The sequence below is a fragment of the Shewanella psychropiezotolerans genome (assembly GCF_007197555.1).
Taxonomy (GTDB): domain Bacteria; phylum Pseudomonadota; class Gammaproteobacteria; order Enterobacterales; family Shewanellaceae; genus Shewanella; species Shewanella psychropiezotolerans.
Map to the genome: position 1 here is coordinate 5,368,423 of NZ_CP041614.1, position 22,556 is coordinate 5,390,978.

The window sequence follows — 22,556 nt, forward strand, 5'->3', positions numbered from 1 at the left end:
AGACAGAGCTAAGAAAGCTGTAAGCCTCGATACAGCGCTGGAATCCTTCAAGCCTCAGCTCTTACTTACCACTTACCGCTCTTAGATTCTAGCTCGAGCCTTATTTCGACTCTGTATTTCAACGCTTTATTTTAATTCTCTCTCAAGAAAATCGGCCAGTGAGCGATACAAATGCGTTCTCACTTTTTCGCCGCGCATCGAGTGCTTTGACCCCGGATAGTCTATCATCTGAAATAGCTTACCCTCATCCTGTAACGCCTTATACACTTTGGTACTGTTCTCAAAAAGTACATTGTCATCGGCCATGCCGTGATACATCAGCAAGCCAGATTGATAGCCTTTCACATATGGCAGTACACTGCTGGCCTCATAGCCTTCGGCATTCTGTTGCGGATGGCCCAGATAACGCTCGGTGTAATGGGTGTCATATAGGGCCCAGTCAGTCACTGGTGCACCTGAGATGGCAGCCTTAAAGTAATCCGGCGCCTTAAACAAACCCATCAAGGCCATATAGCCGCCGTAGCTATGGCCGTACAAGGCTATGTTATCACCATCAACAAAGGGAAGTGTACGCAGGTAATCGACGCCAGCTTTCTGGTCGTTAACTTCCGCTTCGCCTAAGTGCTGATAAATCACATGCTCAAATTGAGTCCCTCGGTGCGCCGAACCTCGGTTATCGAGTTGGAACACGATATAACCTTGCTGGAGTAAATACTGAGTGAAGTAATCGTGCTCGCTCCAACTGTTGACAACTAACTGGGCATGGGGCCACCGTAAACTCGAACAACCACAGGATACTGCTTGTCGGCGCTAAAATTAGTCGGTTTAAACAGACGATATTGCAGCGCTTGGCCATCTTCTGCTTTAGCCTGACCAAACTCAGGTAACTGCCACAATCCGAAGAAGGGATAGAGAGGGTGACTCTTATTCACCTCGTTCTCTTCTACCCAAGCGAGTTGCTGACCCTTATCACCATGTAGGCTAATCTGCGGCGGTTGTGACAAGCTGCTAAAATAGTCCAGATAAACGGCTTCATTCTCGGCAAACACTGGAGAGTGCATACCGCTTCGCTGACTGATATTCTCGACGTCGCCACCGTTTAAAGGCACGCGATAAAGATGTTTTTCGGTAACCAGAGTTTTACGGCCGGTAAAGTAGATCCATCCCGTTTTCTCATCCACCAGCTCGACTTCATCGACGGTCCAGTCTCCCGATGTCAGCTGCTTTTTCACCTTGCCATCCAGTCCTATCAGATACAGGTGATTGAAACCATCACGCTCCGAGGCCCAAATGAAGCTCTCTTGCTGCTTTAAGAAATGCAGATCATTATTTAGATTCACCCAGGCATCACTGCGCTCTTCGACTAAAACCCTAGATTTATCGATCTGAGCAAGGGATACCACTCTGAGATCTAAGGTTTGCTGATCTCGGCTCTGCCATTGATAGGATAATCGCTTACTATCCGGCAACCAGTTAACTCTGGGCAAATAAATATCTTGCTCTTTACCAAGATCGACCCAGCTTTTCTTCTGGTCGGCGAGTGTCACCACGACTAATTTAATCGTGACATTATTCTTACCCGCATAGGGATATCTTTGCTCGGTTAACTTGATACCATCAGCATAGATCTCATTACGAGTCACCAACTCAACGCCAGACTCATCGATACGGGTATAGGCAATGGCCGACTCATCCGGTGACCACCAATAGCCAGTCATGCGGTCCATCTCTTCTTGCGCGACGAACTCGGCCATGGCATTTTTTATCGCCCCGCCACCATCAGTAGTCATGGCGGTTAGCTTGCTGGTTTTCAGCTCTAACACGAACAGATTTTGATCTCGTACAAAAGAGACATAATTTCCCTTAGGAGATAAACGAGCATCGGTGACAAAGCCTTCACCCGTAGGTAGCAAGTTTACTTCGGCATCATCAACCGAGAAATAGTAAAGCACGCCAGAGGCTGGAATGAGCATGGCCTGGCTATCATCAGACCAGAAATACTCCATGATCCCCTGACCATATATGCGTTGGCGCTCTCGCCTTGCCTTCTCTTCATCAGAAAGCTCACCTATGGTGAGCTTATCCGCATCGAGTAGTATCGACTGCTTACCACTGGCTACATCCATCTGCCACAAGTCATAAAAATACTGATCGTCTTTACGTCCCGCAAGATAGGTCACTCTTTTACCGTCGGGTGAAAGCTTAAGCCCCCTGGGACTAGTGCCTGCCAATGCGGGGGAAGCGTATAATCTTTCGATACTCAGAAGCGTAGCGCCTCCCTCGAGTGAGTGCTCTTTTTCTGCATTAGTCGTACTAGTGACTGTCGAGCAAGCTGTATTTGATAAAATCATAGGCACCGCCAATAGCACTGAGGTCATCCATTTTATTGTCATTATTATGTCCTGGATCTAAATGTAATTACCGCATGCCGACTAATGAGATTGGTATCATTAACAAACGACATAAATATCGCTGACATTGTGCACTAAAGTCAGCAAAAACTGAAACACACTGCCCAAGTTATAATTTGCCGCTATCCTACGCTGAAAAAAAGTTCAATCTCAGGTATGATCGCGCCAAATAAGAACACTCACATTAGACCCGATCTCAAACTCGAGCTCAGCTCGACTTGTATAGGAAATAACATGCAGACTTTGGCCCAAAACCTGACATCACAAGGCATCAATGCCTCTTTGACTCAGCTTATTCACACCTTAGCGAACACCTCTAAAGAGATCAGTCATGCCGTCCGTCACGGAGCTCTTGCCGGCGTACTCGGCACCACAGAGCAGGAAAATGTTCAGGGTGAAACCCAAAAGAAGCTAGATGTGATTACTAACGATATGCTCAAAGATGCGCTGGATAAAGACGATACAGTCCGTGGCCTGGCATCAGAAGAGGAAGACTTTATCGTCGAGGTAGGCGCTAAGGGTGACTACCTGGTCTGTTTCGATCCATTGGATGGCTCATCGAATATCGACATTAACTCATTAGTGGGTACTATCTTCTCGATTCTACCCGCCCCTAAAGGCGAACTAACAGAAAAAAGCTTCTTGCAAGCGGGTCGCAAGCAAGTCGCTGCGGGTTATGTCTTATATGGTCCTTCGACTATGTTGGCTCTCACCACAGGTAAAGGTGTGCAGTTATTTACCTTAAACCCGGAAACTAACGAATACCTGTTAACGACAGAAGCCATGTCTATCAGTAAAGACACGGCTGAGTTTGCCATCAACATGTCTAACCAGCGTTTCTGGGAAGCTCCAATGCAAACCTATATTGCCGATCTCTTGCTTGGCACCATAGGTCCGAGAGAGAAAGCCTTCAACATGCGCTGGATAGCTGCCATGGTCGGCGATGTGCATCGTGTACTGTCACGCGGTGGCATCTTCACTTACCCTACCGACAACAAGAACCCTGAGAAGCCATACAAGCTTAGATTGATGTATGAAGCAAACCCTATGGCATTCTTAGTCGAGCAAGCGGGCGGCAAGGCCTCTACCGGCTATGAAACCATCATGGATATCGAGCCAGGTGAAATTCACCAGCGCGTAGCCGTTATCTTAGGCTCAGCTAACGAAGTCGATACTTGCCTTGAGTATCATGAAGTCGATTACAGTGAAGAGCCAGAGGTTTAAGAAAAGGTTCTAGCAACATATTAAAAGTCGCTTTAGCGGCTTTTTTTATGAGCTTTTTATATAAGATTGGGTTTATTTCGCTAAAGGTGAGATAAAAAAATACCACTACCTTATCGGGTAGCGGTATTTGGGTGACGGGAAAACTGTGGGGTCTAATCAGTTTGCCCCTTGCTAAAATACAAGCTCATATAAAGAGTCTTAGAGCTATTTCTTTTTAGAATAGCTAGCCGCCTCTTCGCCGGCGAGTCTACCGAAGGTGATTATATCTGAGATAGCATTGCCCCCTAAGCGGTTAGCACCATGTACGCCACCAGTCACTTCACCAGCACCATATAACCCAGGAATGACTTGCTTCTTGGCATCTAAGATCTCCGCCTTAGTATCTATCTTCACGCCGCCCATAGTGTGGTGAACGCCAGGAGTCACTTCGATAGCATAATAGTTACCTTCGTTCAGTGCGCGAGGTAAGTTAGGGCGCTCAAAATCAGTGTCCTTACCACTCGTCACTAAACTGTTGTAACGCGCGACGGTTTCGGTTAATGCTTTACCATCAATATTCTCCAACTTGCCTAGCTTCACCAGCGAGTCAGCAGACGGTACAACACCAAGACCGATATACTTATCGATCTTCTTCAGAGACTTACGCACTGAGTCATCGAAAATCAAGAAGGCTGTCTTGCCTGTCTGCTCTAAGATTGCTGCAGCCGCTTTATCACGGGTAGTGATCTCATTGACGAAGCGCTTACCTTCACGGTTAACTAAGATAGCACCGTTACCACGCACCGCTTCGGTGACCATCACACCACCTTTAACGGACAAGGTTGGGTGAGCCTGGATGTATTGTAGATCTTGCATTGCAGCGCCTGCATTAGCCGCGACATCGATACCATCACCTGTAGCACCAGGTTGATTAGTCGATACGAATCCTTTTAACTTAGGATCTAGCTTAGACACGCGCTCGTTATTCTTAGCAAATCCACCCGTTGCCAGGATAACTGCGTCGGCTTTAATCCAGTAGTAGCCCTTGTACATACCTTTAACCAGCAGGCCTTTCACCTTACCGGAATTATCTTTAAGAATTTCGATACCACGGGTGTTCATGCGCATGTCAATATCACGCTTAACCGCATTATCATAGAGCACTTGGATCACATGTGCTCCCACGCCCGCGCCGCCAGTAGGCCGGTGAGTACGGTTAACCGATGCGCCTCCCATGCGACCCACATCGCTCAAGTCGGCACCCATAGCCGTCATCCAATCTACTGAGCCTTTAGAGTGAGAAACCAACACATCGACCAGAGCCGGGTCGTTAAGATTTCGCCCCCCTTTCATGGTGTCTTTAGTCATTAACTCAAGGCTATCTTCGATACCTTTGGCTTTTTGTTGATCCGTCCATGCGGCATTCATACCACCAGCAGCCAGCTTAGCGTTACCACCAATCACAGGTTCTTTCTCAATGAGGATAACCGATGCCCCCTTGTCATGGGCCGATACAGAAGCTGAGAAGCCCGCACCACCAGAGCCAACTACGACCACATTGACTGTGTCCTGTGGCGCCATGGCTAATGCCGTTTCACGCTCAGACTTATCTTTAGCAAGCTCGGCAATGCTTGGCTCGTGACGCTCCCACTTACCCGCATATGGCATATCGAAATCGAAGCTGTGACAAGAGTCACAATAGACCATTGATTGTTCATGAGCACTGTGACAGGTCGTACAGGATGTTTCACCAGGAAAGTGAGAGTCATGTGCATTATAGTGCTCATGCTTAGTCTCTTGAGCAACTTCGTCCATGGCACCATGACAAGATACGCACTGGGCGTTCTCGTAGCTCAGGTTATCGTTAGATAGCTCGCCATCCGGAGTATGGCAGCTTTCACACTCTTGGTTTTCACCATGAAAATCGGCAAGCGTATCCGCAGCCATAGTATTAGCGGCAAAACCCGCAGTGCCCAGTAAGGTGGCCAGGCAAATTGCACTTTTCAGCTTTTTCATCATATCTCCTCACTGTTAAACCTAGCAATCTTCGTTGCCCTGGCTAACAGCTCATATCTATAGTTTCTGAAATCAACAAGTATTGAATTCAGATATCATTAACTCACTAATTCATGTCAATTTTCTGCCTTTGACTACTGGCTATCAAGCAAAACTCTTACTGAGTAAACAGAAATATAATCCGCTTCACAGGGTCATATTGACGCCATGCAAGGATGCATAAATTCACAGCCTGTTATGCAATTTTGCATGAGAGATAGAGGCAGAGATCACACATTATTGATGAAGGCGGTAATAGGCTAAATCAGACCCCGAACAAGTGACCAAAGTTAGCAACAAATGTCTGGAATCGAGGCTAATGACACAGTTCCAACAAAGCTTCTCATGCTAATCTCAGCCCATGAAATACCTATGCCCTATAACAGGCCTACTTTACCTACTATGCTCCATGTTTAGCACTACCGTTGAGGCTTGGCAGACAGATGAGAATATCATTTTTGGTGTCCACTCTAAGACGGCGCCATTGGAGTGGCGCAACAACGGCGTCGATCAGGGATTTCATTTAGAATTAATGAGTCGCATCGGCCAGATGACAGGTAAACGCATTGTTGTCAGGCGCAAGACATTTCAACAACTGCTAGCAGATGTTCATGACGACACCAGTCCCATCGATGTGATTGCGGTCGTGAGCCCTATCACCATAGACAGGCAACTCAGTCAATCCGATCCCATCTACGCCACTCATGCCAAGGCTTACACACTACAGGGAAAAGCCTTTGTCCACGGCTGGCACGATCTTATAGGCAAACGTGTGGCGATAAAGAAGGGGGCATTCGTCGATGTGTACCTCTCAGGGCAAGCGCAGGAGTTTCAGCGAGTCGATGTCGATCTCTACGAAACCGGTTTTCAGCAGTTAATCTCAGGAGATGTCGATGTGGTGCTGGCGGAGAACTTCGTTGCCAGACGCTTGCAACCTCTCTACCCATCCATAAGAAGTTCGAGTGATCCCTTGATCTATGGCGCATTTAATTTTGTCAGCAACCATAAAAATGCCCGGCTCATGGCCGAGATAAACGATGCATTGAGGCAGCTTAAACTGTCCGGGGAATACGATCGTTTAGTGAATAAGTGGTTTGGCACAGGCCGCGAGAAGGTCGACTTGTCCAATACTCAGCAAAGAATGTTCTGGCTCGCCATCTTAGTCAGCGTCATCTCGGCATTAGGCATGTTGCTTACCGGCTACATCAGTCGCAGCCTACATAAAAGGACCCTAGCCCTCAACCTTGAGCTGGCTCAACGAAAGCGCGCTGAACATCAGATATCCAGCCTTTCTAAACAGTTTCAATCGGTACTCGATGGCATCCCACACGGCGTCACCTTATTTAATCGTGAAGGTAAGCGCCTTTGGAGTAACGATAATAACAACGAATTGTTGACCAGTTCAGAGCTCCACTTTACTCATGGCGACACTTTCCAGCTCAACAGCACCTTAGTCCAAGTGTTGGATAACCAAACATCATTGATAGCCGATATGGCCTATCGCACTCAATTTTGGCAGATACAGATCCACCCCATAGGAAATGATCAAGCCGTCATCCTCTTGGAGGAGGCTACCGAGCAGCATAACCTCAGACAAGCCAATGATGAGGCCAGCCGACTCGCCTCATTGGGAGAGTTATCTGCCGGGATCGCACACGAGATCAACAACCCAACGGGGATCATCATCCACTCCATTGCCTTTTTTAATCATGCCCTCAAAGATCTACAACAAGCCACGGATGCTTATCAAAAACAGAATCCATTCTGGTTAATTGCAGGCCTAGAGCCAAATCGCGCCATGACGGAACTACAACTCAGTAGCTTGAGCATAGAGGAAGGGGCTAAGCGAATAAGTCGTATCGTTAACGATCTCAAACGCTATGCCTTACCGACAATCACCACAGAGCATCAGTTATTAGACCTAAACCAAGTGGTCAAGGTTTCCCTGAGATTAACGGCTAATCAGACCAAGATATTCAGGCTCAGCACTCAGTTAAATGAGCCCGCACCTATGATCATGGGTGATGCTCAGCAGCTACATCAGGTATTAATCAACTTGATCCAAAATGCCTGTCACGCATGTAAACCAGCCACTGGAGATGACTCCGACAGTGACACCATCTCCATTGAAACCAGCACATCGGAAGATGGGGTCAGCTTAACCATCAGGGATACGGGGACAGGCATGGACAGCACCACGCTGCAGCGCATCACAGAGCCATTTTTTACCACTCGACGATCCTGTGGCGGCAGCGGATTGGGCCTGTCTGTTTGTAGCCGCATTATCAAGGAGCATATGGCGGAGATGCAGTTCAGTTCTCGCCTCGGCCAGGGAACCTGTATCAAAATTCAATTTTTATCCGTATCTGATTCAATCAAGACACTCAAATTACTCTCATTGGAGCAAGACACGTGAAGTTAGCAAGAAATATCCTCTTGGTCGATGATGAACCTTCCTGGCTCAGAAGCTTAGCCATCACACTCAATCGCCTTGTTCCCGAAGCCCAAATAGATACCTGCGTCGACAGTCGACAAGTGGATAACAGGCTGTCGCTCAATGATTATGCCCTGGTGCTCCTCGATTTAACCATGCCCTTTCACTCGGGTGAAAAACTATTGGAAATGATCCGCTGTAAGTCCCCTAAGACTCGGGTGATCATAGTCACAGGGGTCAATGAGGTCGATACTGCCGTTCGTTGTATTAAAAATGGAGCCTATGACTATTTTATCAAAACAGATAATGTCGACGACCTTGCCCGCACCGTACGTAGGGCATTAGAAGTCGTCGGGCTCGAACGTAACTATCTGATGATAAAAGAGCGCTTTCTCAGCCGTACCTTAGCTCAGCCCCAAGCATTCAATAACATTCTCACCTGCGAACCTGCACTGCTGGATCAATTCAGTTATCTCGAAGCCGTTGCCATGAGCCCTGAGCCCATTCTTATTTGTGGTGAAAGCGGCACAGGCAAAGATGAATTTGCTAAATCCTGCCATCAGCTCACCTGCCCCGATGAACCCTTTATTAATATCACACTTGCAGGAGTAAACTATGATGCCTTTGAGCTGCAATTATTTGGAAAAATCACCAGCTATGCAGATGGTCAGGTCAGTGCTCAGGCTGGAGCCCTGCACCATGTCCACACAGGCTTACTCTATCTCAATGAGATTGGCGACCTCCCCTTAGAGGCTCAGGCAAAGCTGGTCGATGTCATCGAACACAAACAATACTATCCGGTGGGAAGTGACCGCCCCTACCCGGTCAATTGTAAGATAATCGCCTCGACTCAACATGATCTGCTCGCCCTCAATCGAGAAGGGAAATTTCGCAGTGACCTGCTTTACAGGCTAACAACTCATAAGATAAAACTGCCACCATTGAGGGAACGTAAACTCGACCTGTCTATGCTGATCAACCACTTCATCAACTTAGCAGCAAATGAAATGGGATTAGAGGCGCCACAGCAGCCGAGAAATTTAGCCAGCCAATTAGCAGATTATGAATTCCCCGGAAACCTGCATGAACTTAAGGGCATGGTATTTGACGGAGTCAGCCGCAGTGACGGTATACAGCTTAATATTACCTCCTTTATGGAGGCGATGAACGAGCGAAATAACGGTGTCATTAAACCGCAAGATTCAATCAGTTTCCCAAAAGAGTTACCGACATTAGCAGAAATGAGTCAAGCCTTAATAGACGAAGCCATGAGCCGCACCGCCAACAACCAGACTGCCGCGGCCCGAATGTTGGGTATTAGCCAAAGCGCATTGAGCAGGCGAATGACGAAAGAAAGATGATTTTTAATGCACAATCATCAAATACTGGTCCTCAGATCGAATATACAGGCCTATAAACAAGGTGTATCGGCGTCGTCACTCGATAATGCCCTGCTAAGTGCCCCGGCAAGTATGCTGAAAAAGCCGACACTGGTATCTTGAGTTCGTTTATTACTATCAGCCTGTATATCACGCGCCCCAGGACTACTTAGGCCCTGTTCACGCTGTCGCTCGTTTTCCGCAGCCCCAGAAACAAAATCGCAGCTGGCATGAGATAAATCATTGGAAGAGCATGCGGAAATTAACAATACACAGAGAATAAAAACAGTAAGTTTCATCGGTCATCCTAACCTTATTTATTAACTCAGTAGTAATTAAGGTAACAGGGAGTGCGCCAAAAATTACAGCTCATCCACAGGGTGTGACAAATTGATACGAGCTAGATAACAAAATCGAACTTAGATTAATACAAGATAATAACCCATCTCTAAAAAAGCTGTAAATCTAATAGCGATAGACTTGCTACACTTAACGAAGAACTTTATTAACTGACGCAGTTATGAAATTTTGGATGTCAGCCTGCCTATATTGTTTTTTTTCTCAAATGGCTTTTGCCGAGCATACCGTAGATCTAGCAAAGCTTGAGTATCTCACCGAGTCATACCCTCCCTATAACTATATAGAAGACGGTGAATTCAAGGGCATTGCAATCGACCTTCTCAATGCAGCTCTATTGCAGGCAAGTCACAAGCCTCAAGATCTCAACATCCGTCTTTTTCCTTGGCCAAGAGCCTATAAGATGATACTCAAAGGCTCGAACCGTGTACTGTTTTCAACTACAAGAACCCAAGAACGGGAGCCACTTTTTCAATGGGCAGGGCCAATAACAAGCACAAAAATAGTCTTAATCGCGTTAACTGAAGAGCAGATAAACATTCAATCCATAGAGCAGCTTGCACAATATTCCATTGGCACGATAAAAGATGATATTGGTGAGCAGTTACTACTTTCCAGTGGCTTTCCACTCAGTCAGATCAGACAAGCTCATAGTGCAGAGTCTTTAGTTAGAATGCTGAGTAAGGGCCGAATACAACTTTGGGCCTACGAAGAAAACGTCGCTCGTTGGTATATCGCAAATTCAAGCTTACCCAATAATCGGTTTACATCTGTTTTTACCCTTAAGGAAAGCGAGCTCTTCTATGCTTTTAGCAAAGACACAGATCCTAAACTCGTCGCAAGCTTCCAAGATGCAATCGACAAGCTTAAACGCCCTCAGGTTGAAGGTAGTCAGAGTCGCTATGACAAGATCTTGTCTCAATACCAATGAAGCACGAAAATCAGCCCAATAAAAAAGCCCATAGACCTGCTTTACTAGCTAGGTCTATGGGCTTTCTTAAATTATTTAAGTTATATCGATTAAACCTGCTTAGTCTCTTGTAACTGAGACTCAGAAGCCGAGGCGGCTTGCTTGACGGTTTCATAACCCTGCTCGGTCGCATCGACTATGGTTAATACTGCAGCATCACCGACGACGTTACACGAAGTCAGCACCATATCGATTAAACGGTCTAACGCGGCAACGATGGCAAAAGCCTCGACTGGTAAGCCCATCTGATGAATTAGCACACCTATCATCACCATACCGCCGCCAGGGACGCCGCCAGCACCAACAGAGAGAAGAAAGATACTGAATAACAGCGCAGGTAGCTGCTCCATCGCAATTGGTGCACCAAAAGCATTCGCCACGAAGAAGATTGCTATGGTTATATAAATAGACACGCCCCCATGTTCATGGTGGCTCCGAGCGGCACACCAAACCCTGCGATGGAAGATTTAACACCTAGCTTCTCAGTCAAGGTGCGCATGGTCACAGGTATCGTTGCATTTGAACTCGCCGTAGAGAGTGAAAACAAGATCTGCTCACGCGTCTTAGTGCGAAACTCTTTAGCCGAGACCGAAGTGAATGCACCAACGGCCATAGGGTAAACCACGAAAATCCACAACAATAACAAGCCTAAGATGACAACCAGATACTCGACGACACTGAGAAAAATCTCCGCCTCTAAGGTTGCACCTAGCTTCAGCATCAGGGCGAAAACACCGATTGGAGCCAGCTGCATCACGACAGTGATCAGCTTCATCATCAGCTTATTACCTTCCTGGAACCCTTGAACCAATAAGGGAGCTGCATTGCCTAAAGACTTGAGTACGCCGCCCACAAGTAAGGCCATGAATATCACTTGTAACATGTTACCCGAACTAAACGCAGCAACCGGGTTACTAGGCACAATATTAACGATTAGCTCAACCAGATTTGGCAATTCGGTGGCTGTGATTGTCGCGCCAGTGCCGCCGGACATGTCGACACCTAAACCTGGCTGAATCAATAGTGCCACGGCTAAAGCCGCAAAAATAGCCACTAAGGTGTTGATAATATAGAAGCCGAATGTCTTACCACCCAGACGACCGAAGCTTTTCAGGTCGTTTAGTTCGAGAACGCCACATACTATGCTGACGAACACCAAAGGAACGACCAGCATCATGATCATGCTGACGAACATAGTTCCCACGCCAGAAGATATCTCGACCACAGTGCCGGAGAAGAAACTCACATCCCCAAGAAGATATTGAATTATTGAACCGAAAATTAATCCGGAAAACAGACCAATAAAGATCCGTGATGAAAGTGATTTAGTCATATACCTGCCTTCGATTCAGCATATCTTTTATGTATGCTTTTATTAATTTGCACCTATGTCGATGCTTATATTTTGGGGTTCTATCCCACTTGTGGGGACAGATAGTGAATCATGCTGGATACAATTTCAACCATATTCGAGCAAGGTAATAAAGTTACAAAAAAGCAACTCTAGATATAGTTACCATGATGACTTACACATAAAGAAAAACAAACCACATACGCGAATCCAAAAACTTACATTACCACCAAACAGTTAACACAAAACAAAACGCTACAGCGACAAGGGCAGTTCATTGGACCGCATACAAGTGTAAAGATAGAATACTTGACCTGTAAATGAGCATAAAGCAAACAGTTAAACTAAACAGGTGTAAAGTTAAAGATGATTATTATAAGTATCGGTCAAAATAAAAGCAGTTAAAGCTACTGCAGTGACGACTAATATTCGATAGTTATATTTTAAGTTAGCTAGTAGAAGGCTTGTACTTAGAGGTCCTGTTGTGCATTATCAAAGGAAGTTTAAAAGCAAGTAGATGTTGCTGTTTAATGCTTATTTTTTGTTGGATGATAAACTGCTGAATCACTTGCCAACCATCCTGATGCTGTTGCATATATTTGACTTGCTGATGCTGCATATCAAAATCTTCGCTTGAGCTAGATGACTTTATGATCAATGAAAGTTCTTGAATATCAGGGGCTAAAATCTGGGTGACATTAGGTGTTGTTAGCGCAATTTGGATCCCTGCGGGATCGACATCGACAAACGCAACGACCTCAATCCTATTGGGTAATCGCTGCAGCAAGCCTTTAACGCCTTTGGCTAAGGAGTTATGGCCACGGTACACCACTAGAGCGTGTTTTAGTGCGGCTTCAACTGAGAAGCCATCCCAACAGTCAAATACATCAAGGTTCTCCACTATGACGATATGAGTCATAGTTTGAGCTTGTGACTCTAGTAACTTGGTTATTTCACCCAACGGGACTCTAAGCGAACACTCAGCACTTATTCCAGTGTAGAAAGGTTGAGGCTTGATCAGCACATACTGTTCATCTGGAGTGATCGTCGCCAACTTTTCAAAGCGACTATGTTGTGCGACTTCTGCGCGAGTCCCTTCAAAAGAGGTCGTCAGCAGTTCCCCACCAAAGTAAGCTGCTGACATCTCATTAAGCTGATGCAGTTGCGCTTTGCTAAACAGTAAACTCCGTGCTGATTCATCCAGGCTGCCGACTTCAAGCTCAGAAAAAATCTTTTGCCAATTTGGGTTATAAGGCACCTTAGCGCTGCGCTTTCTCAGCGCATTGCTAATTAAATTAACATGAATTTTAGTTAAGCGAGCCACAGCTCAACATCTCGAATAACAAAGTTACCGCTGTACACAGGATCAGGCTCACCTATCGCTTCGAGTTCGAAATATTGTCTATGCTCTTCTGGTAGTCCTTCATAACCGCAAATGACCTGATACAGCCAACTTTCCCGATCCCATTCCAGTGCTTGCTCATCTAAATACTCGAGTGCTGATTGGCTCTTGCCAGAATCAATCACAGCACAAAAATACTCATCAACGGCGAGCTTGAGTGGGTTATCGGGAATATCGAAGTCTTCGGCTTGGCTTAGCGACAGTGTTATATCTTGTTCAACGTGGGTTAGCCCAGCATGAAGCCTGTCGATACGCTTAATGCTCGATACGATGTCAAACAGCTCAGGTTCATATAAGGTGCTATGTACGTCGACAGATGCGGGAGCAAGCAGGGCCTCGGCACAATTAAACAACACGGGTAATTGCTTATGGCTAACATGATCGGCTGGGCTATAGTCAGGATGAAGGTCGGTATAGAGCAACCAGCCTTTAAGCAGGCGTGTGCGGCCACGAATTTGACGGAACCGGCCTAACAGCTCAAGCAAGCGCCCCTGCACCACGCTTAATTCCTGAGTACAATCGCTCAAGGTTTCCTGTAGTGTTGTAACCAAGAGTTTTCTTAGCTCACGAATATCACCGGCAATCTCACCCAACTCACTAAATTGGAACATCTCCAATCCATTGAGTAACTCAGTCACCTGACTCTGTGCTAATTCATTCTCGCGAATTTTGGCATTAATCGTTCCGACATAACCAAATTCGTTGTTAATACGACTCCAGAGCACACGAATCGAATATCGTAGTCCGTCTGCAAAACTATACACATGCTCGCTTAAATCAGCGAGATAAGCCTCGGAGGCTGCATAATCAATATTATGACGCGCCTCTTTATAATGCGCGGCTAAGGTTTTAATACTGGCCAATGAGCTACCCACATTCGAGTCGATTTGGCGATTACGCTCATCGCTCAATGCCTCTTCAAGCAGTGCACGTACCGAACGCTTTAGCCTTAACTCTTGCTCAGCTTCCGGACGCCATAAAATATCACTTTTACGCAGTTTCTCTATGGCTGCAGCATTGGTCTCATCTTCCGATACAGAGCCTGATAAATAAACATCCATCACCAGCTCTGCATGCCTGCCAAGCTGTTTGAGTAATTTAACCCCAGCCTGATGTAAGTTATTACTCATATTAAACCAGATCCCTCTGGGTTGCGGTTTCGGCTTGTGCCTCTAAGCTCAAACCTTCGGTTTCATCGATAAAACGAATAACTTCGTAGAGATAATCGAGCTTACCGGTGGCGATAAAGATCTGCTTTTCAACATTAGGTTTAATTAAGTAACCCAGCTCCACTAAACGCTTAAAGACCAGTTTAATCTGTGCATCAACATTACTACTGCTTGATCCAAAGAGTCGGTAATGACTTATTTTGGCCAGTTGCTCACGAAAAGCTGGAGTGTCTTCAATACGGGTCTGCAACTCAGTGAGTCGCACTGCGATACCTTCAGACAAAGGGGCGTCTTGGCCGCTGCCCTCTTGCACTAAAACCAGCCACTCCACCAGCGGAATAAGCGCATTACAAATATCTTTAAACTGAGACGAGATCACCTTACGTTCGTTGTCACCCAACTGCTGATAACCACAGAAGAAGACTTCGCCCTCACCCGCCGATCCGATAGTGCGATTAATCTGATTCAAATAAGTCTCGACTCGCTCACGGGTATCGGGATTTTTCAAAGCTCGCCAACCATCTTCATCTGTGGTGTGGCAGATAAACTGACCTTTTAATAAACGCTCAATTAGCGCACTCGTACCCACTAACGTGGTTTCGGTTACTTGACTCATTACACCGCCTCCTGAGTAAGTCGCTTGCTAAGTTTTTCGGCGATAGGATTAATTTGTGGTTTAACAACCTGCAATTTTTTAGTCTGCTTATTAATGATATAGCGATTGGCAAACAAGCTAAGTACCTCAGACTCGGGATTAGGGAAGGCGCCCAACACAGAAATATTGTTGTTTTCGCAGGCATCGAATATCTTCTTCACATTACTGTGGTGTAAGGTCCCAAGTTCATCTATGGGCCAATGTATAGTGACATCAGCACGTCCGCGTAATAGGCGTGTGAAGGCCAACAGGAACTTACACAGAATAAGGTAAGCCATACCGTGGCTTGAGGATTCATTTAACTGTCTATCGGTACGGATAATAAGGTCACTATTACCCTCTTTTAAGCGCAGTTCAATTTCAAGCAGTTTTGATATACCACCAGATAACGCGGCGCGACCTATGATGTCGATAGCACGACGCATACTGTTAGTGTAATCCTCACCCGGAAGCTCACTAAAGCCATCAGCCTTCCACTGACGGAACGCTTTGACAAATGCTTCTAGCTCAGGCCAAAATTCAAGTTCACTAATACGCGAGCGGATCTTAACGGCAGACTCAGAAACACCATCGAGGAACAACTCCTCGCCAACCTCTCGGGTGATGCGTGCACTTTGGGTGGCAATACGGCGATCTATGTCGGCAAGCACATCATAGTAAGCAGTCAAGTCAACGCCGAAGATACGGCCTTGCTCTCTCAGTGCCATCATAGATTGCGGCACCATCACATTGAGCAATTGTTCCAGTTGCGGGACCAGTTTGCGGTAGTCGAGGATCTTAATACCTTTGTCATTAACAAAGCTCGACTCTTCCCGTGCACGCTCCCAGGTCTCTGACAGACTCGATCCAGACTTACTGGCAATAACAGAATCAAAATGCTCCACATATTGCTTCACAGATCCTAGTAATGAGTCACGCTTTAACAGCTGATCTTCGCCTTGACGTAAGCGCTCACTCAATCCCCCTTGGGCATCTTCATTATTGGCAGGAAGCTTTAGCTCTGTGAGTTTGCGCATCACACTTCGCAGCTTAGTTAAATTCTCAGAGGCTTCAACTTGCACGGCATCAGAGGATTTACGCTTAGCATCGAGCTCGCTACGCTGTGCCTTAACCTCATTTGATTTAGATTTAAGTTGCTGCTCCAATGCTAATGTGGCTTGCTTAACCGTACTCAGCTCTGTTTGCAGCTTAGGCTTGCGCTTTAGCCAAGTATGTTGATACCAATCATCATAACGCAACACTTCGCTACGACGCTGCTCTGATTTACTGATATTAGCTTCAAGTGTGCGAATTTCGGTTTTAAGTGCAACGATTGTAGCTTCATCAATCCCACGAGATTTGAGTTCATTTTTATACCACAGCTCACACGCTTTTTGTTCACTCTTAGCATGGTCTCGCCTATTTTGAATATTGGCTTTAATCTGGCCTAATTGGTTATCAAGCGCACCAACGACCTCTTGCCAGTAGGCATTTTTCTCCATGCGCGCTTCCAACGCTTGCTCTTTTTGTGCTTCCAGCCACTCTTGCTGTTGTTGCTTTAACTGTTTTAACTCATTATCAAGTCGTGCTAACTGCTTTTGTGAAACCGACTTCCGCTCGTTCAAGGCAAGCTGAATCTTCTCCTGCTCTGCACGTTTATCATCAAATAAACGACGCAGATCATCGCGGCTATTTTTATAGGCTGTACGAGAGAAAGTAAGCTCTCTGGCCATAATATCTAGTTCAGCATTGACCGCAACCAGGTGCCCTTCGGCTTCAGTTTGTAGCTCTTTAGCACTGACGAGCAACTCTTCGGCGTTGGCATGCTTGATCCGTAGCTCTTGCTCAGACGCTGCATACTCTGGTGAATCGATCGCTTTGAGATCTAACGCTATACCGTAAAGTGCTTCGAGGTTTTCCCCTGAAATAACGGGGTGCAGATCACTGCGATGCAGCAATTCTGAATTGATCACCTTGCCGAGGGTATTTTCCCAACCATTAGCTTCTTTGCGTAAAAACTCCAACAAGGTGTGTGACTGAGGGAACAGTATATGATGCAGCTCTTCGAGCTCACTTTGACGTTCAGTGACACGAATACCAGTTACTCGTAGGCTTTCATTGGCTTGATCGCGTTTGGCGCGAAGCTTGCGATCTTCAGTAGTAAAACGATCCACCTTGGCATTACACGCTTCTTGCTCTTCATCTGCACGGGTAATTCGCTCATCGAAAATAGCTAGCGCCAGCTTTTCCTCTTCCAAGTAAGTTACGCTATCCACCCGCACTTTTAGCTCTGCAGCTGACAGCTTAAGTTGATACCCTTGCTCACTGAATGTAGACTGCCCTTTGTCAGTGGCCTCACGCCATTGACTCTCTAACGAAGCTAACTCAGCTCGGCCTTGTTCACGCTGTTTATCACGAGACTCCCTTAAACTGTCCTGCTCTTGATGCAAGTTTTCCAACTCTCGGTTAAGCCCTTCACCAATCTTGCTACGGCGAGCGTTATAAGCCGCCTCAATATCTTGGTGCTTTTCGGTTTGTAATTTATGTCGTTCAGATAAATTTTCTAGTGTGCCACGCCAGCTTGGTAGCTGCTCGAGATCCAACTTAGCTCGTTCGATTTCAGCATCTTGAAAAGAGGCATGTTGATCTTCTATCGAGTCCAGTTCATATTCGCACTTAGCAACATCACCCTTTGCAGCCGACAAGTCTAAGTTGAGCTCATCACGCTGCTCTTTCCAATGGTCATCTAGCTCTCTTAACTTTGCATTTAGCGCTTTAGACAAGTCTTGGTGATGCTCTTGCCTTTCAATTTCATCGGTTTCATCTTTGCTGTAACCACGACGTAAACTGGCGAGCCGCTGCTCAGTACTGAGCAGTTGGTCGAACTCTTGCTCTAATTTTTCAAATTCTGGTCGAATAAGCTCAAAGCCCTGAATAAGTTGGCTCTCTTTGATCCAAGATTCAACTTGCTGTGGATTAATGCGCGAACTAGGCGGGTTAACACCATCTTCTTCCAAAATAGCGGCGATCATCGATTTGATCGTCTCCATCTTGCCCTCTTTCGAATGTACTGCTTTGGCGAGTTTCTCAATATGACGCAGGGAATACTCTGATTCACACAAGGAGAACTGACGCGCATAATTGCGTAGCTCAGTGCGATTACTCCCCGTGCTCAACAAGGCTCTATCGTTTTGGATAATAGCCCTAAACTCACGCGTGTTGAGTAAGTTGGTCACAGCAACGCCTGCCCGCTTCATCTCACGGCCAAGTTCAGCCATGGTGAAGCATTGAATATTATCGCCATGCTTTGTCTTAATATAATCATCAAGCTCAAAACCTTTACCGATAAATCGATAATTAACCCCTTTACCATCGCCAGCCGATGCCAATACAGCTTGGTTAAGCTGACCATCGGCACGCTTATATTCATAGATGATAAAGCTAGAGTCATGGGGCAGATACCAACGCTCAAAACTGTCTCGTGTAGAAGGCACGACGCGACTCGGATACTCACCATAAAATACGGGCACTAAACGCTGTAATGTGGTCTTGCCAGAGGCGTTGGTACCACAAATATTGGTGTGTCCATCGAGGGCGAGTTCAACTACGCCAGGTAGGTGTGTATTAATCAGCACAATTCGATTCAAGCTTGACATCTTTTTCCTTATCCAAACATTGCCGCTATTGACGGCAACAGATCACCACAAAGCCGATTTATATGGGATATAAACAGGCTAATCTAATCTATTCAGTTTCAATTTTGAGAGTCTAAAATAAAGCAAACTGACATGCTTGGCAATCGGGGAGTCCCCCGCAAACAGCTGCAGTATTTAGAAGCGGGATCATACGCTAATTTGTATCAAAAAAATGCTTAAGTAAAGCGCAATTAATTTTGAATAACGGATAGGGCTACGCCCAGATAAAGCTATGATGTTGCTACGCCATAAGTACCAAGACGATATTGAAGCTATGATGTCGACTCCGTCTGAAAATCAAAGACGATGCCAACAAGTTGGCGATTAAAAGCGAGATCCTGAAACGAGTTCAGGATGAATAGCAAAGACGACGGGCTTCACCGTAGGAGGGGCTTTAGCCCCGAGGTTCAATCCATCGACTATACTCCAGGCTAAAGCCGGTTCTACAAAGAAGCATCACCTCAGCCTCAACTAGCGCTGCGTCATCTCAGCCCTACCAGCGCAGCGTCATCTCACCCCACCAGCGAAGCATCATCTCACCCTACCAGCGCAGCATCATCTCGGCCCTACCAGCGCAGCATCATCTCAGCCCTACCAGCGTAGCGTCGTCTTAGCCACACGGCCAAATCAGCCTCAACTAGACTACTAGCGCCCTAGTATCTCGCTTAGCAAAATAACTCATGGTCTCACCATAGACGACATGCCTAAGCCCAATGATGGCTATCAAATTAGGTAGCGCCATTAATCCGTTGACGGTATCGGCAAGAAGCCAGATAAGATCCAGCTTGATAAAGGCACCAACGGCAATCAGAAATAGAAATAACCCCTGATAGAGTCTAAGTCCTCTGTCGCCCACGAGGTAATACCAGCAACGCTCGCCATAGTAGTGCCAACCCAAGATGGTGGTAAATGCAAAACAAACCAAGGCAATGGTAACGACATATTGACCGGCAATGGGAGAGTTTCCCGCCATAAAGGCCGCGCTGGTCATAGCCGCCCCCGCCGCATCACCGCTCCAGACGCCTGTGATTATCAACACTAAACCCGTCATAGTACAGATGATAATGGTATCGAAGAAGGTGCCGGTCATACTCACTAGCCCCTGCTCCACAGGTTCATCTGTTTTAGCCGCTGCTGCGGCGATAGGCGCGCTACCGAGTCCGGCTTCATTAGAGAATACCCCACGGGCAATACCAATTTGCAGCGCTTGCGCTACAGTAGCCCCCAGAAAGCCGCCTGCGGCAGAGATAGGAGTAAAGGCCGAGGTAATCACCAGATCAAATGCCGGTAGGATCTGATCACTAAAACTAAACAAAATCCCCAAACAAGCAATGATATAAGCTAGCGCCATGCTAGGAACTAACCTTTTAGCCACATTGGCAATACGAGTCACGCCACCGAATGTCACAGCAGCCACCAACAAGGTTAATACAAGGGCTGTCACCCAAGTAGGTACATCGAAGGCGATGGTCATGGCATCACTAATGGCGTTAACTTGGGCGAATGTACCTATGCCAAAAAAAGCTACTGCTACACCGAAGATGGCGAAAACTTTTGCCATCCAGCTAAGTCCTAAACCGCGCTCAATGTAGTACATAGGGCCGCCAGCAATCCGACCTCTTGCATCTGTAGTGCGGTATTTAACAGCGAGCATACATTCGGCATACTTGGTTGCCATTCCGAAAAATGCCGCTAACCACATCCAAAACAGAGCTCCCGGACCACCAATTTTAATCGCGGTGGCGACACCAACAATATTCCCAGTACCAATAGTGGCTGATAACGCGGTACAGAGCGCTGCGAAGGAGGAGAGATCTCCTTTTCCGCTGGCAGGTTTAAACAGAAGCTTCAAGGCAAGAGGCAGATAGAGCACCTGGATAAGTCTCAGTCTGATGGTGAGGTATAAACCTGTACCGACTAATAAACACAAAGTAATAGGCCCCCAAACCAGGGCATTAATTTCAACTAGAAGTGATTCAAAATTCATTGCTATTCTCGATTATTAAACAACTAAATTAATAAACGGAAGTGAACAAGAAATGGCTGTAACGCGCCGCAGCCGGACGCAACACTGATAATAGATTAGCATGTGCTAATTAACTCTCATAGAGACAAACGACAGGGCTATGCAGTCATCCTCTCCTCTGTCCTTTTGCCTGAGCGTTTCGCGTCTAAGTGGGTAGATAACTTAGGCACTTTCGCCTTCGGCGCCGCATGATAACCTTATAAAATAAAAGCTATTTGCGATCTCTCCAGAGGCTCGTCCAGTAACAGTCCACGCCAATCGTAATTGGCACCTGAAAGAGTGGTTCAGTCATTTTTCAATAAACTAAACTTGCCTCGTCGGTGTGGGGGCTATTCCCCACTCTCCTGCTACCTTCATCCGAACGGATTGCCAAAATAGAGATTGATATTATCTGCTATTTTAGCGGTGGCACAGCATGCATTAATGAGATAAAGCAGACAAGTAGCCAGATCACACTTTTATCATCCACAAGTTGAACGTAGATTTCTTGACCAACCGAGAAGATGTGATGATTTATTGAATATAAGGTGCGAATACTGGATACCCGCACTCTAAAATAATGACTAGCAAAGTTATACTTAGATTAGCTATAACTAAAAATTAAGCTTGCTCGAACTCAGTACGATAGCTTTCGTAATTGCCGACCATGCCTTTGACTAACTCGGCATCATAGGGACGTAAACCGCTCATCACTAATGTCTTAATGCCGGTTCCTACAAGTTTATCACCACTATGCAGCTCAAACTTAAGGGTCACATCTCCTCGTTTACCGTCAATCTTAAGCGCTTGTTCAACCAATGACAGAGTCACTTGTTCGAAATCCAAGGTAGTCAAATCGAAAGACATGCTCTCATAGATCACTAAAGGGCGGGCCGGATTAATCATCACCTGATGCTGTTCCATCATGGGCACTAAAACATGGGTGAAGTTGTGACCAGAGAAAGCAACATAACTGCGAATAAATGACTCTATCTGAGTCTGACAATGTCTCACATCTCCCAGGCGTTCGACTTTCAGATACAACTTGTCCTTGTCATCACGGATCTCAAGTTGCTGCTCGGCAGTTTCGGGAAATTGCAGCTCAACGCCTGCTCCGACCATGCCGGCAAAGTTAAACGTCATTTTCTGACTCAAGCCATACTCACCTAACACCAATGAAAAAAGAAGATCCCCCGGCACACAGAAACGCTTGGCCCCTACGCTGTGGATAGGGTTAAAGTCCTGAGCCACGCCTTTTGCGAAATCACTGGCCTGCTCGGCAAGCACTGTAATGGTTTGATTTTCTTTTTTAAAATAAGGTGTTAAGAACATATTCACTCTATAAATCTGTTGAGATACAAAATAGCAGCACATATTATATCAGATCCGATAAAACACTCACCCGATGACTTAAATTAACTCAAAACCAACTCAAACACTCTCCCCAAGTTTAGTCTCTGTTTAACCCTTGTTTATCTTTAGTTAACAAGT

At 46.1% G+C, this 22,556-nt stretch carries 12 protein-coding genes, 2 pseudogenes and 2 riboswitches; of the genes and pseudogenes, 4 read left to right on the forward strand and 10 right to left on the reverse strand.

Translation table 11 applies throughout. The features are described 5' to 3' along the window. Positions 1 to 126: 126 nt before the first annotated feature. Positions 127 to 2,378: pseudogene (locus tag FM037_RS23555) on the reverse strand (DPP IV N-terminal domain-containing protein). 267 nt (positions 2,379 to 2,645) lie between these two features. On the opposite strand from FM037_RS23555, the gene FM037_RS23560 reads away from it, so the two are divergent. Further along, the gene (locus tag FM037_RS23560; protein WP_144048009.1) at positions 2,646 to 3,635 is read left to right on the forward strand and encodes a class 1 fructose-bisphosphatase; all 990 of its coding nucleotides are present in this window, start codon (positions 2,646 to 2,648) and stop codon (positions 3,633 to 3,635) included. A gap of 204 nt (positions 3,636 to 3,839) precedes the next feature. Here FM037_RS23560 and FM037_RS23565 read toward each other — a convergent pair whose 3' ends face one another. Further along, entirely contained in the window at positions 3,840 to 5,630 is a 1,791-nt protein-coding gene (locus FM037_RS23565; RefSeq protein WP_144048010.1) for a flavocytochrome c, read from the reverse strand. Positions 5,631 to 6,078: 448 nt separating this feature from the next. Here FM037_RS23565 and FM037_RS23570 point away from each other — a divergent pair, with 448 nt between their 5' ends. Continuing rightward, positions 6,079 to 8,085: an ATP-binding protein gene (locus tag FM037_RS23570; protein ID WP_144048011.1), complete on the forward strand. Its 2,007-nt coding sequence runs from the start codon at positions 6,079 to 6,081 to the stop codon at positions 8,083 to 8,085. After that, positions 8,082 to 9,464, forward strand: coding sequence for a sigma-54-dependent transcriptional regulator (locus FM037_RS23575; RefSeq protein WP_144048012.1), 1,383 nt, complete (start codon positions 8,082 to 8,084; stop codon positions 9,462 to 9,464). The genes FM037_RS23570 and FM037_RS23575 overlap by 4 nt, the downstream gene beginning before the upstream one ends. 50 nt (positions 9,465 to 9,514) lie before the next feature. On the opposite strand, the gene FM037_RS23580 is transcribed toward FM037_RS23575, so the two are convergent. After that, positions 9,515 to 9,781: a hypothetical protein gene (locus tag FM037_RS23580; RefSeq protein WP_144048013.1), complete on the reverse strand. Its 267-nt coding sequence runs from the start codon at positions 9,779 to 9,781 to the stop codon at positions 9,515 to 9,517. 221 nt (positions 9,782 to 10,002) lie between these two features. Between FM037_RS23580 and FM037_RS23585 the strand changes: the two genes are divergently transcribed. Then, on the forward strand, positions 10,003 to 10,770 hold the full coding sequence (locus tag FM037_RS23585; RefSeq protein WP_227992762.1) for a substrate-binding periplasmic protein: 768 nt from the start codon (positions 10,003 to 10,005) through the stop codon (positions 10,768 to 10,770). An 89-nt stretch (positions 10,771 to 10,859) separates the two neighbouring features. Here the strand turns inward: FM037_RS23585 and FM037_RS23590 are convergent. The 7 genes and pseudogenes from FM037_RS23590 to FM037_RS23620 form a co-directional block, all read right to left on the reverse strand. Then, a pseudogene (locus FM037_RS23590) lies at positions 10,860 to 12,142 on the reverse strand (dicarboxylate/amino acid:cation symporter). 466 nt (positions 12,143 to 12,608) lie between these two features. Further along, on the reverse strand, positions 12,609 to 13,484 hold the full coding sequence (locus FM037_RS23595) for a DUF7281 domain-containing protein (RefSeq protein WP_144048014.1): 876 nt from the start codon (positions 13,482 to 13,484) through the stop codon (positions 12,609 to 12,611). Then, positions 13,472 to 14,692 carry a phosphoenolpyruvate carboxylase gene (locus FM037_RS23600; RefSeq protein WP_144048015.1) on the reverse strand — a complete coding sequence of 407 codons (1,221 nt, stop codon included), beginning with the start codon at positions 14,690 to 14,692 and terminating at the stop codon, positions 13,472 to 13,474. Before FM037_RS23600 ends, FM037_RS23595 begins: the two co-directional genes overlap by 13 nt. A 1-nt stretch (position 14,693) precedes the next feature. Then, the gene (locus tag FM037_RS23605) at positions 14,694 to 15,347 is read right to left on the reverse strand and encodes a hypothetical protein (protein ID WP_144048016.1); all 654 of its coding nucleotides are present in this window, start codon (positions 15,345 to 15,347) and stop codon (positions 14,694 to 14,696) included. Beyond that, entirely contained in the window at positions 15,347 to 19,021 is a 3,675-nt protein-coding gene (locus tag FM037_RS23610) for an ATP-binding protein (protein ID WP_144048017.1), read from the reverse strand. The genes FM037_RS23605 and FM037_RS23610 overlap by 1 nt, the downstream gene beginning before the upstream one ends. Before the next feature lie 676 nt (positions 19,022 to 19,697). After that, complete coding sequence (locus FM037_RS23615; protein ID WP_144048018.1) at positions 19,698 to 21,047, reverse strand: alanine/glycine:cation symporter family protein; 1,350 nt, start codon at positions 21,045 to 21,047, stop codon at positions 19,698 to 19,700. Positions 21,048 to 21,194: 147 nt separating this feature from the next. Next, positions 21,195 to 21,326: riboswitch (glycine riboswitch) on the reverse strand. An 8-nt stretch (positions 21,327 to 21,334) separates the two neighbouring features. Beyond that, a riboswitch (glycine riboswitch) is annotated at positions 21,335 to 21,443 on the reverse strand. A 243-nt stretch (positions 21,444 to 21,686) separates the two neighbouring features. Continuing rightward, complete coding sequence (locus FM037_RS23620; RefSeq protein ID WP_144048019.1) at positions 21,687 to 22,397, reverse strand: DUF3581 domain-containing protein; 711 nt, start codon at positions 22,395 to 22,397, stop codon at positions 21,687 to 21,689. Positions 22,398 to 22,556 lie beyond the last annotated feature (159 nt).